The sequence below is a fragment of the Brevibacterium iodinum ATCC 49514 genome, from assembly GCF_900169265.1.
GTDB classification, from domain to species: domain Bacteria; phylum Actinomycetota; class Actinomycetes; order Actinomycetales; family Brevibacteriaceae; genus Brevibacterium; species Brevibacterium iodinum.
On the sequence record NZ_FXYX01000027.1, the window covers coordinates 1 to 15469 of the forward strand.

The 15469-nt window shown below is 66.0% G+C and carries 12 protein-coding genes and 2 pseudogenes; 6 read left to right on the top strand and 8 right to left on the bottom strand.

Features of this window, described 5'->3' with window-relative positions; all coding sequences use genetic code 11:
• The 4 genes and pseudogenes from BI49514_RS14340 to BI49514_RS14355 form a co-directional block, all read left to right on the top strand.
• On the top strand, positions 1-201 hold a 201-nt coding region (locus tag BI49514_RS14340; protein ID WP_145996179.1), incomplete at its 5' end, for a transposase.
• A 12-nt stretch (positions 202-213) separates the two neighbouring features.
• A pseudogene (locus tag BI49514_RS14345) lies at positions 214-1002 on the top strand (CaiB/BaiF CoA transferase family protein); the annotation flags it as partial.
• 260 nt (positions 1003-1262) lie between these two features.
• On the top strand, positions 1263-2006 hold the full coding sequence (locus BI49514_RS14350) for a DUF5819 family protein (RefSeq protein WP_244195245.1): 744 nt from the start codon (positions 1263-1265) through the stop codon (positions 2004-2006).
• Positions 1996-3324: an HTTM domain-containing protein gene (locus tag BI49514_RS14355; protein ID WP_244195244.1), complete on the top strand. Its 1329-nt coding sequence runs from the start codon at positions 1996-1998 to the stop codon at positions 3322-3324. The genes BI49514_RS14350 and BI49514_RS14355 overlap by 11 nt, the downstream gene beginning before the upstream one ends.
• A gap of 226 nt (positions 3325-3550) precedes the next feature.
• Here BI49514_RS14355 and clpB read toward each other — a convergent pair whose 3' ends face one another.
• Together clpB and BI49514_RS14365 are read right to left on the bottom strand one after the other, a co-directional pair.
• Positions 3551-6157, bottom strand: a complete 2607-nt coding sequence (gene clpB / locus BI49514_RS14360) for an ATP-dependent chaperone ClpB (RefSeq protein WP_101547157.1) — start codon at positions 6155-6157, stop codon at positions 3551-3553.
• 189 nt (positions 6158-6346) lie between these two features.
• The gene (locus tag BI49514_RS14365) at positions 6347-7924 is read right to left on the bottom strand and encodes a Na+/H+ antiporter (RefSeq protein ID WP_167443987.1); all 1578 of its coding nucleotides are present in this window, start codon (positions 7922-7924) and stop codon (positions 6347-6349) included.
• Between the two features lie 106 nt (positions 7925-8030).
• On the opposite strand from BI49514_RS14365, the gene BI49514_RS14370 reads away from it, so the two are divergent.
• A complete protein-coding gene (locus tag BI49514_RS14370; RefSeq protein ID WP_101547159.1) occupies positions 8031-8810 on the top strand; it encodes an enoyl-CoA hydratase in 780 nt (259 codons plus the stop codon).
• Between the two features lie 33 nt (positions 8811-8843).
• Entirely contained in the window at positions 8844-9776 is a 933-nt protein-coding gene (locus BI49514_RS14375; RefSeq protein ID WP_101547160.1) for an NAD-dependent epimerase/dehydratase family protein, read from the top strand.
• 83 nt (positions 9777-9859) lie between these two features.
• On the opposite strand, the gene BI49514_RS14380 is transcribed toward BI49514_RS14375, so the two are convergent.
• The 6 genes and pseudogenes from BI49514_RS14380 to BI49514_RS14400 form a co-directional block, all read right to left on the bottom strand.
• Positions 9860-10603 (bottom strand): SDR family NAD(P)-dependent oxidoreductase, encoded by a 744-nt coding sequence (locus BI49514_RS14380; protein ID WP_420836301.1) that lies wholly within the window; start codon positions 10601-10603, stop codon positions 9860-9862.
• A gap of 11 nt (positions 10604-10614) precedes the next feature.
• Positions 10615-10698, bottom strand: a pseudogene (locus BI49514_RS17340) (hypothetical protein); the annotation flags it as partial.
• Entirely contained in the window at positions 10695-12434 is a 1740-nt protein-coding gene (locus BI49514_RS14385) for an FAD-binding dehydrogenase (protein WP_101547183.1), read from the bottom strand. The pseudogene BI49514_RS17340 and the gene BI49514_RS14385, both read right to left, overlap by 4 nt.
• Before the next feature lie 249 nt (positions 12435-12683).
• Complete coding sequence (gene pheA / locus BI49514_RS14390) at positions 12684-13622, bottom strand: prephenate dehydratase (RefSeq protein ID WP_101547161.1); 939 nt, start codon at positions 13620-13622, stop codon at positions 12684-12686.
• The gene (locus BI49514_RS14395) at positions 13619-14464 is read right to left on the bottom strand and encodes a glycosyltransferase family 2 protein (RefSeq protein WP_101547162.1); all 846 of its coding nucleotides are present in this window, start codon (positions 14462-14464) and stop codon (positions 13619-13621) included. The genes pheA and BI49514_RS14395 overlap by 4 nt, the downstream gene beginning before the upstream one ends.
• A gap of 78 nt (positions 14465-14542) precedes the next feature.
• On the bottom strand, positions 14543-15421 hold the full coding sequence (locus BI49514_RS14400) for a DUF5926 family protein (RefSeq protein ID WP_101547163.1): 879 nt from the start codon (positions 15419-15421) through the stop codon (positions 14543-14545).
• Positions 15422-15469 lie beyond the last annotated feature (48 nt).

Genomic DNA, 15469 nt, shown 5'->3' on the forward strand with positions numbered 1-15469 from the left:
ACGTTGAAGCGTCGAGCTGCTGATGTGCTCGCGTTCTTCACCCGACCGGGAACGTCGAACGGTCCCACTGAAGCGATCAACGGCAGACTCGAGCATCTACGCGGGTCCGCGCTGGGATTCCGCAACCTCACGCATTACATCGCGAGGTGTCTGCTCGAGTCCGGTGGCTTCAGACCGGTTCTACACTCTCAATTACGATGAGCCGTCAATCCGGGCATCGTCTACGCCTCGGTGACGGGTTTCGGCCGCGGCAATCCGCAGCCGGGCTACGATCTGCTCATCCAGGGTCTGTCCGGATTCATGTCGGTCACCGGCTCCGAGGAGTCGGGCCCGGTGAAGGCGGGTGTCGCCGTCGTCGACGTGATCACGGGACTGCATACGGCGGTCGGCATCCTCGGCGCGCTCAACCACCGCAAGGACACCGGGATCGGTCAGCTGGTCGAGACGAACCTGCTGTCCTCGGCGCTGTCCGGGCTGGCGAACCAGACCTCCGCGTACGTGGCCGGCGGCGTCACTCCGCAGGCGATGGGCAACAAGCACCCGAGCCTCTACCCGTACCAGCCGATGCCCACTGCGGAGGGCCAGATCATCATCGCGTGCGGGAACGACAAGCAGTTCGCCCGGCTCGCCGAGGTGCTCGGCCACCCCGAATGGGCGACCGACGAGCGGTTCGCGAACTTCGCCGACCGCAACGTCAACCGCGATGACCTCGAACCCGAGCTCATCGCCGCGCTGAGTGAGAAGACGAACCAGGAATGGTTCGACATCCTCACCGAGGCGGGGCTGCCCTGCGCGCCGATCAACTCGATCGCCCAGGGTGTGGACCTGGCATCGTCGCTGGGACTCGAGCCCGTCGCCGAGGCGGGTCAGGGCGATCGCGTCATCCCCACCGTCCGCAACCCGATCCGGTTGTCCGAAACCCCGCCCAGCTACGAACTGGCACCGCCGACGCTCGGCGATGCCACCGAAGCGGTCAAGGCGTGGCTGAGGGCGGCCGAATAGACCTCGGGCGTGCGCCGCGAATCGGCCAGTCATCGTGAGGAAGTCATCCTGCGCCTGATGACCGCGAATGATTCTGCCGCTGCCCGGGCGGGCAGTGCCACGGCTGACGTACCCTATTGACTGTGCGTTGTCACCGAGAGATCTGCCAAGCGACCGATGAGGCGCGGGACCTGCGGTGACGGCAGTCGTATTCCCAAGAGAATTCCGGAACCGAGATGGCCAATGAGTCGACCGAGGTCACACCTCGGAGACGTTCGGCGGTGAAACGGACCCTGATGGTCATCGCGATGGCGATCACAGGATTCCATATCTTCGCCAGCTTCCTGTGGATCGCCCCTGCCTCGACGGCGAGGGAGGTGATTCCCGGTGACCTGCTCTCCAAATACATGATCCCGCTGTGGGGACAGTCGTGGAGCGTGTTCGCCCCCGAGCCGATCAACGGCGACTACTACTTCGATGTGCGCGCGGTGATCAAGACCGACAGCGGCGAAGAGGTCACTCAATGGGTGCGGGCCACCGATGTCGAGCTCGACCACTCGACATACAAGCTGTTCCCGCCGCGGTCGGCGGGGCTGGGCATCGGAGTGGCCTCGGACATCAAGGGCTCATGGGAAGAGCTGCCCGACGATCAGAAGGCGATCGTCAAACTCGACTACTTCAAGGGCGATGATTCCGTCGACCGGCTGGAGACGAAGCTGGGGGAATACGACGACCCGGAGAACGCGATTCCCGCCTACCTGGAGAGCGAACATCTGGCCACCGCCTATGCGACGCAGGTGGCGAAGGCCATCTGGGGCGACGACGTCCAGCGCGTCCAATACCAGGCCGCCCGTCAGAACGTCGTGCCTTTCGCCGAACGCAACGACAAAGACGCGAAGCGTCCGAACTTCCAACCCGTCCCCGTGGGATGGCGCGCACTCGTCGTCGAAGACCATCAGTCCCAAGAGGAATTCACGAAGTACTTCTGTGCCTCGGACGAAGTGAGGTGCGTCGGTGAACAGTGACGACGCGACCCGCACAGGCGGGGACGACCACGATGCAGAGGTCACTGACCAGCGGACCGGCACGGCCGCCTCGGCGCAGGGCCGGGCGAAGGACTCCGCGGGCCACGCGAACCCCGGCACCGCCTCTGCGCGGAAACCGGAGAACGACCACGGGTCGGACTCCGCGGGCGGCGGTAACGACGGGGCCGCCTCGGCGAGTGATTCGGCTCCTGAATTCGGGTTGGTCCCGGTGACGACCCTCATGCGGACGAAGCTCGCGCAGGGGTGGAGCTGGCTCGAGGAGATGCTCACCGGTCGGTACCACGCGACATACGGGCTGGCGGTGACGCGGATCCTCATCGGTTTCACCGGTCTCGGCCTCATCCTCACGAACTTCAGCGCGAGGCACTACACCTTCGGTGTGGGGTCGGCCTGGAACGGGGAGATCGCCGAACCCAAGAGCGATTTCCCGACCATCTGGCTCTTCTCCCTCTTCCACCGTGCGGTGACGACGCCGCCGCTGTTCACGGCGATGATGATCGGGCTCGCGCTGTTGGCGATCGTCATCATCCTCGGGTGGCGAACGCGGCTCGTCCTGCCGATCTACCTCGTGCTGTGGGTGAGCTTCATCGAGCTCAACGACGGGGCAGGGGATCAGGGCGACAACGCCTACCGGATGTTCATGATCGCCATGCTCTTCGCCGATACGACCCGCAGATGGTCCCTCGATGCCAGGCGGCGCGCGCGGAACCCGGAATTCCCGGACAACGACGGCGGACAGTGGCGCTGGGCGCTCATCATGGCCAATAATCTCGCCATCGTCGTGCTGGCGTTCCAGGTATGCGCGATCTATATGTCCGGCGGTCTGTACAAGGCCGGAGGCGAGGCTTGGCAGCACGGATTCGCCGTGTACAACCCGTTGCACACTCAGCAGTTCGGCACGTGGCCGGTGCTGTCGGACCTGGTGACGGCGTGGGGGCCGATGGTCGTGGCGATCTCGTGGGGATCGATCCTCTTCCAGTGCGCCTTCCCGTTCATGCTCTTCAACCGCTACACCCGCATCATCGCGCTGCTGGGCATCCTGTCCTTCCACTTGGGCATCGCCCTGCTCATGGGTCTGCCGTGGTTCTCGCTGACGATGATCGCCGTCGATGCGATCTTCATCCGCGACCGCTCATTCGCGAAGGTCAGCGCCTACCTGCGGCATTGGTGGACGTCATCAGCCCCGCGGGGTGCTGGTGGGGCTTCGGGCGGTTCCGCTGGTGGCGGCTCGGGTGCTGCCAAGGGCGGGTCTGCGAAGACTCGTACGCGGTCGTCCGCAGGCTCTCGCGGCAAGTAACCGTCGCGCATAGCGCTCAGCAACCGGCAGATGCTGAAATGGGACACCCTGCTCTGAAATGCTCACCGAAGAAAGTGAGCGATCCAGAGCAGGGTGTCCCATTTCTGTGCTGTGCCGCGCTGCGGTCAGCGAAACGGCCCAGTTTGAGTTGAATAGCCCATGTTCAAACAGGTGCTATTCAATTCAAACTGGGCTGAATCCGCGCAGCACGCCCCGGCGGTGAGGCTTACCGCTTGGGTCGCAGCTCCAGGCCGGTGGCCTCGGGGTCCTCGGGCAGGTCGACGACCACGGTGTCCCCGTCGACGATGTCTCCGGCCAGCAGAGCGCGGGCCAGTTTGTCGCCGATCTCGCGCTGGACCAGCCTGCGCAGTGGTCGGGCACCGAACGCCGGATCGTAGCCTTCGAGCGCCAACCAGTCCTCGGCGCCCTGCGTGACCTCGAGCGAGACACGACGGTCAGACAGTCGCTTCGACATGTGCGCGATCTGCAGATCGACGATCGAGGCGAGCTCTGCCTGGCTGAGCGCATCGAAGAGCACGATGTCGTCGAGGCGGTTGAGGAACTCGGGCTTGAACGTCGCATGCACGACGTCGAGCACCTTGGACCGCTGCTCCTCGGCAGAGAGGTTCTGATCGACGAGGAACTGCGAACCGAGGTTCGAGGTCAGGATCAGGATGGTGTTCCTGAAATCGACCGTGCGACCCTGACCGTCGGTGAGCCGACCGTCGTCGAGGACCTGCAGCAGGATGTCGAAGACCGACGGGTGTGCCTTCTCCACTTCGTCGAGCAGGACGACGGAGTACGGGCGACGGCGGACCGCCTCGGTGAGTTGGCCGCCCTCGTCGTATCCGACATAGCCCGGAGGGGCACCGACGAGGCGGGACACGGTGTGCTTCTCACCGTATTCGCTCATATCGATCCTGATCAGGGCCTTCTCATCGTCGAAGAGGAAGTCCGCGAGAGACTTCGCGAGCTCCGTCTTACCGACACCGGTGGGCCCGAGGAACAGGAACGAACCGGTCGGACGGTCGGGGTCGGCGACACCCGCACGCGAACGGCGGATGGCGTCGGAGACCGCGGCGACGGCGTTCTTCTGACCGATGAGGCGCTCACCGAGGATGTTCTCGGCTTCGAGCAGCTTCTCGACCTCACCTTGGACGAGGCGTCCTGCGGGGATGCCCGTCCACGAGGAGACCACCTCGGCGATGTCGTTGCTCGAGACCTTGTCCGAGACCATCGGATCCGAGGTCTGACCGGCGTCGGCCTGAGCCTCTGCTGCTTCGGCTTCGGCGATCTCCTTCTGCACGGCGGGGATCTCCCCGTAGAGCAGGCGGGATGCGGTCTCGAGGTCCGTGTCGCGCTGAGCCTTCTCGGCCTGCGAGCGCAGTTCGTCGAGCTTCGTCTTCAGCTCACCGACCCGGTTGAGGCCGGCACGCTGGGACTCCCACGTCGCTTCGAGCGAACGCAACTCCTCCTCTTTGTCGGCGAGGTCGGCGCGCAGGGCGGTCAGGCGCTCGGCCGATGCGGAATCGGTCTCCTTCGACAGGGCCATTTCCTCCATCTTCAGGCGGTCCACGGCGCGGCGGAGCTCATCGATCTCGACCGGAGCCGAGTCGATCTCCATCCGCAGGCGGGAGGCCGCCTCGTCGACGAGGTCGATGGCCTTGTCCGGCAGCTGCCTGCCGGTGATGTACCGGTCCGACATTGTCGCCGCGGCCACCAGCGCGCCGTCATTGATCGAGACCTTGTGGTGGGCTTCGTAGCGTTCCTTGAGCCCGCGGAGGATCGCGATCGTGTCCTCGACGCTGGGCTCTCCGACGAACACCTGCTGGAACCTGCGCTCAAGGGCGGGGTCCTTTTCGATGTTCTCGCGGTACTCGTCCAGGGTCGTGGCGCCGATCATCCGCAGCTCGCCGCGGGCGAGCATCGGCTTGAGCATATTGCCCGCGTCCATCGAGGAGTCCCCGCCGGCGCCGGCTCCGACGATCGTGTGGAGCTCGTCGATGAAGGTGATGATCTGCCCGTCGGAGTTCTTGATCTCCTCGAGCACGGCCTTGAGCCGCTCCTCGAACTCGCCGCGGTACTTCGCACCGGCGACCATGGCGGACAGGTCGAGGCTGATCAGCGTCTTGTCCCGCAGCGATTCGGGCACGTCTCCGGCCACGATCCGCTGGGCCAGGCCCTCGACGACGGCGGTCTTGCCGACGCCGGGCTCACCGATGAGGACGGGGTTGTTCTTCGTCCTGCGCGAGAGCACCTGGACGACGCGGCGCACTTCCTTGTCGCGGCCGATCACCGGGTCGAGCTTGCCTTCGCGGGCGGTGGCGGTGAGGTCGACGCCGAACTTCTCCAGCGACTGCATGGTCTCCTCGGGGTTCTCCGAAGTGACCTTCTTGCCTCCGCGCAGTTCGGGCAGGGCCGCAAGCAGTGCGTCCCGGTTCGCCCCATTCGCGCGCAGCGTCTCTCCGGCGCCGTCATCTCCGGCCGCCGCTGCGAGCAGCAGGTGCTCGGTCGAAACGAACTGATCGCCCAGGGAGGTCATCTCCTCCTGCGCGAGGTTCATCATCTCGAGTCCGGCGCGGGACAGGCCCGGCTGGCTGACCGAGGCTCCGCTGACCGTGGGGAACCCGCCGATCACTGCTTCAATCGCGGTGAGCACCGACTGCGGGTCGGCGCCGACCTTCGTCAGCAGGGCCGAGGCCAGGGAGTCGGGCTGCTTGAGCAGCGCGGCCACGAGGTGGGCCGGTTCGATCTGGTTGTTGTGCCGGGCGACGACGTCGTTGACCGCAGTCTGCAGCGCCTCCCGGGATTTGGTTGTCATCTGTGCGTCCATCTGCGCATCTCCTTCTTAAGATTCTGGGCTGATTTGAACTCTCACCAAGAACAACATCGACAAAGTTGAGTCTATTCCGCTCAACTTTGAATTTCCAGAGGAATCTTCGTCGAAGTATCCCGCCCGGATGTGTGCCCCTGCCCCACCGGGACCGGCCCGGAATCCCGTCCGGTCGGGACCGACCCGCCCCTACCGCGTGATGACTGACTGGAGGTCGAAGCGGTGGAGCACGCGGTCGGCGATCTCGGGATCGGTGCCGCGTTCGCGCCGGGCCTTGAGCACCGCGGCACGCGCAGACTGCATGGCCTTCTTCTGCACCGCCATGATCTTCTCCCGGTGTTCCTTGAAGACCAGGGCCTGTTCCGAACTCGCCTGATCATCGGTGGTGCCGGTGAGCTGGTCGTGGAGCATCTTGAACCTCGCCCGCAGCGGTTCGATGACCTCATCGGGCAGGCTGTCGTCGTCCATGATCTCCCGGATCGCGGCCTTATAGGCACGTAGCGCGATCTCCTTCGTCGCCTGTTCCTCCTTCTCTGCCTCATCGTCGATGCCGAGCATCGCGACCACGGTGGGGAAGGTCAGCCCCGCGACAACAAGAGTGACCAGCAGGACGACGGCCGCGGACACCACGACATAGGACCGGCCGGGGAATGGGGCACCGGAACTCGTAGTCGCAGGAATCGACAGCGCCAGCGCCACTGTCGCCAGTCCGCGCATCCCGCCCCAGGTCATGAGCGTGGCGTCACGGACATTCAACGGCGCGGCATCCGGATCCTCCTCGCCGCGCTTGCGTTCGATGAACGTGCCGAGCAGCAGCCACACGAAACGGACAGCCACGACGACCGCGGCGATGATCAGACCGACCAGCAGTGCCCGCCCCAGGTCAGCATGCTCGGATTCGATGATGAGCCGCAGGTCGAGGCCGATGAGGCCGAAGGCGATGCCGGTGATGAGCATTTCGAGGACCTGCCACGTCGAATTCAGCGTCACCCGCTCGGCGGAATTGCCTGCGGTGTCGCGGCGGCGGATCTCCAAAGCTGCGACGACCACGGCGATGACCCCGCTGGCGTGGAGGTGTTCGGCGACGAGGTAGACACCGAACGGCAGGACGAGCATGAGCGAAGACCGCGCGACCGTATGGTCGATCTTCTCCATCACCCACCACGCGGCGAACGACAGCACCAGACCGACGCCGATCGCGACCACGGCGGAGACGACGAAGGACACGGCCAGATCTGCGTAGTCCACCTCGGTGCCGGCCAACACCGCAGCCATCGCGGTCTGGAAGATGACGAGGGAGGCGGCATCGTTGAACAGGCCCTCGCTCTGCAGGGTCGACATGATGCGACGGGGGATCGAGACGGTGCTCGCGACCGCCTCGACAGCGACCGGGTCGGGTGGGGCGAGCATGGCGCCGAGCGCGATGGCCGCGGTGATCGTGATTCCGGGGACGAGGAAGACCGCGGACCCGGCGACGACTGCCACAGTCACCCCGACCAGCGCCACGGACATGCCGAGGATCGTGCGCCACCGGATCGCGAACAGCGCCCACGACGTCTTCTGCGCGGCAGCGAAGAGCAGGGGCGGCAGGAACAGCGGGAGGACGAGCTCGGGGTCGATGGCCACCTCGGCGAAGGTGGGGATGAACGCTCCGGCGATGCCGATGAGGACCATGAGCGCCGGCCAGGGCAGCTTGAGCTTCTGTCCCAATCCGACCACCACCGAGGTGGCGGCTCCGAATCCGATGATCATCAGTAGTGTGGTCATGGCAGTCCTTCCGACCCGCTCCCACCGGGACGGACACATCCGGAGGCGGCGGAAATCGTGGCGCAGATTCCGCGCCGGGCCCGGTGACCTTTGGCAGAATGAGGCTATGTCGGAATCAATTGTATTCGCGCAGCTCGACGGCGGGGTCGCCTCCGTGACGATCAATCGGCCGTCCACGCGCAACGCGCTGTCGCTGACGGTCATGGAAGACCTCATCGCCACCCTCACCGAGGTGGCCGGCCGCACCGATGTGCGCGCTGTCATCCTCATCACCGCCGGTCATGTGTTCAGCTCCGGTCATGACCTCACCGAGATCCGCGGGGCCGACCATGAGACGCAGCAGGTCACGTTCGATGCCTGTGCCCGACTGATGCAGCTCATCCAATCCATCCCGCAGCCGGTCATCGCGCAGGTGCAGGGTGTGGCCACGGCGGCCGGCTGCCAGCTGGTGGCGAGCTGCGATCTGGCGGTCGCTGCCGAGTCGGCTCGGTTCGCCACTCCCGGGGTGAAGATCGGTCTGTTCTGTTCGACGCCGATGGTGGCGGTCTCCCGTGCGGTGCCGGCGAAACAGGCGATGCGGATGCTGCTCACCGGTGATTTCGTGGCTGCCTCAGATGCGCTGAATATCGGTCTCGTCTCCGACGTCGTACCTGACGCGGACCTCGAGGCGGCTACCTTGGAATTGGCTAGCAAAGTCGCGTCCGCCTCGTCGGCTACAGTTGCCCTAGGAAAGGCCGCGTTCTACGAACAGCGGGAGCTGCCTGTGGTCGACGCCTATGCGCGGATGTCGCAGGTGATGGCGGAGAATGCCGTCGCGGCCGATGCGCAGGAAGGGATCGACGCCTTCCTGACGAAGAGGGAGCCGCAGTGGCAGCACCGCCGCTGAGGCGGTGGATGTGAAGATGAGAGAGGGAACGTCGTGGCGGTGATAGTAACCGGAGCCAGCGGCTTCATCGGTGGTGCCATTGCACGGGCGCTCGTCGAAAGGGACGAAACGGTCTACGCGCTGTGCCGGCGAGATCCCGAGATTCCCGGGGTGAACTTCCAGCACTGGGACATCACCGAACCGGCCTCCGCGTCGGTGACCTCCCTGGCCAAGAATGTGACCGCGGTCTTCCACTGTGCCGGAATCGCCTCCGTCAGCGCCGATGACGACGCTCTCTACAACGTGAAGGTGACGGGCACACGTCATGTCCTCGATGCGTTTCCGAAGGCCCGCATCGTGCACGTCTCCTCGACGACGGTGTACTCCGAGTCCGAACCCCACGCCGAGCTGTGGGAGGAAGCCGGTCCGAAGGACCCCAACGACTTCGCCGACGCATATTCTCGCACCCATGCTCTCGCCGAGCAGCTCGTCATGAGGCTCCGTCCCGATGCTGCGATCCTGCGTCCCGCGGCTGTCTACGGTCCCGGGGAGACGATGCTCATGCCGTTCCTGTCGCGGATGTCGAAGAAGGGTGTGCTGCGGCTGCCCGGCGGCGGCAGGCAGAAGATCACCCTGACCCACGTCGACAATGTGGTGCGGGCCGCGCTCGCCTGCCTCGACGTGCCTTCGGCGGCGGGTCCCTTCAATATCGGCGACCCGATTCCGTACCGACTCAAAGAGGCTGTGGTCACTCACTTCGCTCGGATGGGCTATGACCAGGTCGTCATCGAGGGTGTCGCGAAGGACAAGGCGCTGGTGTCGGCGAAGCTCGGACTCAAGATCAAAGGCGTGTTCAAGCGCGGGGACCGAGCGAAGCTCTTCCTCGTCAGATACCTGCAGTCGGATCGGACGTACAACCTGTCCCGGCAGCAGCGGGTGCTCGGCATCTCGACCACCCAGCACCTCATCCCGTCTCGCCTGCAGTAGGACGCCAGGGCGGGCGGCCAGCTTCAGCGCTTCAGCCTGACATCAGCGGTACAGCAATCCGCCGGACCCGGCGACTGAGACGCTCACCGCTTGAGGCCGTGCTGGGCGGCGACGATCTTCGACATGAGCTCGCGTGGAAGCGCACGCCCCAGCAGGAACGGCAACGGTGCTCTGCTGCCGACGGCGTAGAACTCCCGCGGCCTCGGCGCGATGATCGCATCGACGATCGTGGCCGCAACCTTGGCCGCCGGAATGCCGCCGCGCTCGTTGGCGTCGAGGTGCTCGAGCATCGTCGTCACGTCCTGCGTATAGGGTGAGCCCTCTTCGAGGTACTTCGTCCGCCGCAGCCCGATTCCCGTGGCGATCGAACCCGGTTCGACGGTGCTCACCCACACACCGAAGGGTGAAAGCTCCTGCCGTGCCGCCGTGGCGAAAGTGCGCAGAGCCGCCTTCGCCGCTGAATACGAACTGCGGTGGGCCAAGGGAAAGCTGCCGAGCATCGACCCGACCATGATGATGCGCCCCCGGCGGCGCGCACGCATACCGGGCAGAACGAGCTGGCTCAGCCGAACGGGTCCGAACACGTTGGTGCGGAAGAGTCGCTCAATGGCCTCGGCCGGCAGCTCTTCGAACGGACCCGACTGGCTCTCACCAGCGTTGTTGATGAGCACATCGATGTCGTCGAACAGGCCGAGATCCTCGAGTTCCGCGGCCAGTCGGTCGGGGCCGTCGGGGTCGGCGAGATCCAGCGGAAGATAGCGGACACCGGGGATCCGATCGGCGGGGAGATGCGGTCGGGGTTTCGGCCGGTTGCCAGCACCGTGCAGCCTTTCGCCGCCAGCGCCTCGGCGACGGCTCGACCGATTCCCGAGGTGCCGCCCGTGACTAAGACGGTGAGATCTGACTGCGTCCTGCTGGTCACGAGTGCGCTCCTTCGCCTTGTGCAGACCCGCTTTCCGGTCGCCCAGATGTCACCGCACGGCCCGCCTGCTCTGCGGCAGCGCGTCCGGCCCGGAGGCCGGAGAAGATGCACCCACCGAGGAACGTTCCCTCGAGTGCGTTGTACCCGTGCATTCCGCCGCCCCCGAAACCGGTGACCTCGCCGGCCGCGTAGAGGCCCGGAATCGTCTCGCCGGATCCCGCCAGCACCTGCCCGTCGAGGTTCGTCTCCAACCCACCCAGGGTCTTGCGTGACAGCAGGCTCAGACGCACAGCAATGAGCGGACCGTGCGTCGAGTCGAGGATCTTGTGCGGTTTGACCGCACGCACGATTTTGTCGCCCAGATAGGACCGCGCATTGTGGATGGCCTGGACCTGCGCGTCCTTCGAAAAAGCGTGCTCGGTCTGCCGGTCCCGCTGCCGGATCTGCTCAACGAGGTGGTCGTGATCGATGACCGGCCCGCGGGAGCGTTCGTTCATTCCCGCCACCAGTTCCTCGGTGGTCTCGGCCACGACGAAGTCGGAGCCGTACTTCTTGAAGGCCTCGATCGGTCCCGGCGCATCGGAGGAGCGCACCCGATCGAGCGTGATCCGAATGTCCTTCTCCGTGAGGTCCGGGTTCTGCTCCGAACCGGAGAGCGCGAATTCCTTGCGGATGATCGACTCGTTGAGCACGAACCACGAATAGTCGTGCCCGGTCTCAAGGATCGTGCGCATCGTCCGATTCGTATCGAAGCCGGGATAGTTCGGCGCAGGGAAACGATTGCCCTCGGCATCGAACCACATGGACGACGGCCCCGGAATGATGCGGATCCCGTGCCCCGGCCAGATCGGGTTCCAGTTCTCGATGCCCTCCGTATACGCCCAGATCCGGTCCCGGTTGATGAGGCTGGCTCCCGCATCCTCGGCGATCTGCAGCATCCGCCCGTCCACATGAGCGGGCACTCCGGCGAGCATCGTATCCGGGAACTCGCCGAGCCGGTCGACCGGCCAGTACTTCTTCATCAGTTCGAAATTGTGTCCGATGCCGCCGGTGGTGACGATGACGGCGGGTGCCCGGAGTTCGAAGTCGGCGAGTTCGTCGCGGTTCGATTCGACTCCGCGGGCGGTGTGGCTGGGTGCGAGTGTCCGCCCGCGGACCCCGACGACGGCTCCGCCCGCGGTGATGAGCTCGTCGACGCGGTGACGGAAGGCGAACTCGACGAGTCCGGCGGCCTCCGCGGTCTCGACGGGTTCACGAAAGACCCGGACTACCTCGGGGCCGGTGCCCCAGGTGAGGTGGAAACGGGGCACGGAATTGCCGTGCTCGCCCGCTCCGGAACCGCCGCGCTCGGCCCAACCGACGATCGGTGTCAGGCGTAAGCCGAGGTCACGCAGGTACCGGCGCTTCTCCCCGGCCGCGAACTCGAGGTAGGCCTCCGCCCATTTCCGGGGCCAATGATCCTCGTCGCGGTCGAAGCCCGCCGAGGTGGCCCAGTCGTCCTTGGCGAGCTCGAGTGAATCGTGGATGCGCAGTCGCCGCTGTTCGGGGGAGTCGATGAGGAAGAGCCCGCCGAGGGACCAGAACGCCTGTCCGCCGAGGTTGGCGCGGTTCTCCTGATCGAGGATGAGTACCCGCTTGCCGGCCTGGGTGAGTTCGTGGGCGGCGACGAGTCCGGCGAGACCGGCCCCGACGATGATCGCATCTGGGGATCGGCCCTGGGCGAAAGGATCTCCCATCGCGGAGCTGTTGCCGCCATCACCAGGTGAGCGGGACGGGTCCGTGCTGTCGAAAGAACTCATTGTCGACTCCTCTGTCGCATCTGCCGGCCGTTGAACCGACGTTAAGTGTGCGCAGATTGTCCGGAAAGGGCTGGATTCTGACAATCTGCGCACACTTACTTACCAGTAGACCTCAGTATTGCAGACGTTCCCGGTGAGACGAGGGGCAGCTGGTCCGAAGTCAGGCGCAATTTCGGTCGGTGTCGATCAGCCTTCGAGGGTGCGTTCCAGCCAGTCGGCGGCTGCGGCGAAGGACTCGTCCGTCGTCGTCGGGTCGATCGGCACCACTGCTCCGTCGGAGCTCGGGTAGCTGCCGAGGAAGTGCAGCTTGAGGGCCGCCCGGTGGACACCCTGCAGGGCCTCGGCCATCCGTGCCTCATGGATGTGTCCGAGCAGATCGATGGAAAACTGGTAGAGGCCCAACCCGTCACCGGTCGGCCGGGATTCGATGCGAGACATGTTGATCCCGCGGCTGGAGAACTGTTCGAGCAGTTCGAGCAGCGAACCCGCCCGGTCCGAACGCAGGGCCGCGACGATGGTCGTCTTGTCGGCCCCTGTCGGAGCGGGCAGAGGACCCGGGCGGGTGACCACGACGAATCGGGTGACGGCGTCTTTGCGGTCGCCGATGTCCTCGGCGACGATCTCGAGTCCGTAGCGCTGAGCGGCCAGGGCCGGGCAGGCGGCAGCCATGTGGTCACCGGCGTCATTGGCCAGATCCCTGGCGGCCGCGGCAGTCGAGGACGTCGGCAGGTAGACGGCTTCGGGGAAGTTCTCGTTCATGAACGCCCGCACCTGTGCCTCGCCGTGCGGGTGCGAACCGAAGGAGGAGATCTCCTCCCTGGTGGTGCCGGGTTTGACGGCGAGGACGAAGCGGACGGGCACGACCACCTCGGCGATGATCTGCAGACGCCCGTTCTCGGTCAGCGCATCGATCGTGGCGGGCACACCGCCTTCCAGGGAGTTCTCGATCGGCACGACCGCGGCATCGCAGTCGCCCTCGAGCACCGCGTCGAGCGCCGAGGGGGCATTGCGCATCGGGTGCGTCGTGGCCTCGGCGCGCAGGTTCCGGGAGTCGAGGAAGCTGAGCAGGGCCGCCTCGGTGAAAGTGGCCTCAGGGCCGAGGTACGCGAAACGGTTGAGGCTCACTTGCCGGTCTCCTTGTGTGGATCGGAGGAATTCTGCGTGGATGCGGAAGACCCGGAATCGGCGGGGGCGGAGGAGGCGCCGCCTGGCGTCCCGCCATTCCGCTTCGCGCGGAGGCGGCGGACGAGGATGGCGCGGGCGACGTCGCGATACTGTGCAGCGCGGTGCAGCTGCGCTTTCAGATCACGACCGGTGACGCGGTGGTGGAGGTCGCATTCGACCTCTTCCACGCGCAGGCCGGCATTGACGACGTCGATGGTCATGGCCGCCTCGACGCCCCAGCCTGCGGCGAACGGCAGGGCCGCGTCGAAGGCCTCTCTCGACAGGCAGCGCATGCCCGACAGGGGCTGGGTGGCTTCGAATCCGGAGAGCTCGGCGATGCCCTTCTTCGCCAGACCGACGACGAAGCCGAAGCCTCCGCCCTTGCGCTTCTGCGCGGGCAGGATTGCGATCGTCATGTCGGCCCGACCAGCGAGTACAGGCTCGGCCAGGGGAGCGGTGTTCATCGCTGAGCCCTCGAGGTCGCCGTCGATGAACAGCAGCGCCCGGTGGTGCGGGTCGACGCCCGGATCGGCGTCGGAGATCTCCCGATTGCGCAAAGCGAAGGCTCCGGTCATCATGGCCGCAGCCTTGCCCTTATTCTTCGGGTGGGTGATGACCTCGGCGCCGGCCCGGCGGGCCAGGGTTCCCGTGTCATCGACCGATCCGTCGTCGACGACCAGGACCATGTCGACCCCGGGGATCTGCTTGGCCGCAGCGACGGTGGCACCGATCCGCTGGGATTCGTTCATCGCGGGGATGATGGCGGCGACCGCCTCGGGGGCGGGGTGCGGCTGTGCGCTCATGTCGGTTCTCCTGTCCGTCACCGGCACCGAGGCGGGGCACCGTTCCCGGGTCCCGCCTCGGTGATGGGGCGACGGATATCAGTGGATGGTCAGCTGGCGGGACACGATGCCCGAGCGGACGCGGCGGGCCTCGGTGCTCATCGGCTCGGTCGTGTTCAGCGCTTCGTCGAGGTGCTTGCCGAATGCGGCGATGGGCTCTTCGACGTCGTCGACCTGGGTGCCGAACTCGAGTTCCCAGACGGGGACGATGATGCCGTGGGCGCGGAAGTAGCCGAGGAAGGAGCCGATTCCGCCGAGGTCGTTGGCGTTCTCGGCCTGCAGGCGGGCCATCGCATCGACGACGCGGTCCTCACCTTCGGGGCGGGCCCAGCGGACGTAGGTGCGGCCGGACATCTCGGTCCAGTAGGCGGAGTCGACGGATGTGAGCTTCTCGGTCGGGGCCACGGAGTCGTTGGCCTGCTGAAGGGCGGCGGCGACGTCGGCATCGGACTCGGCTTCGGGCAGGGCCCAGTAGTCGAAGTTCTCGAGCACGCGGACGTCGAACGGGTGCGAGGTGTCGAGGATGTCCTGCAGACGCGGGCCCTCGCCGGGTTCGGTGGTCGCCTCGATGGAGGTGCCGGGCTCGGCGTCGACGGCGGCCAGCAGACCTCGGGCGACGTCGCGGGAGGCATCGGTCGAGGATACGGGCACCTGCATTCCGGCCAGGATCTCACCGTCGTCGCGACGCCAGGCCTGCCATGCGGCGGGCAGCAGGGACGTGATGGTCACCTCGTGGCCGCCGAATTCCTCGGTGAGCTTCGCGGTTGCGGTGGCCGCGGGTACGAGCTCACGCAGGCAGATGAGGTCGGCCTCGAACGGCAGGTCCGCGAACGGACGTGCGACGAATGCCGTGGCCTGCGCCCTGGCGAGGCGTTTGGCGATGAGTTCTTCCTTGGAGCGCTTCGACTTCTTTCCCATGGGACGCAAGTCTAGTCGGTGCAGCGGATGCTGGGCTGACGGGTCCGC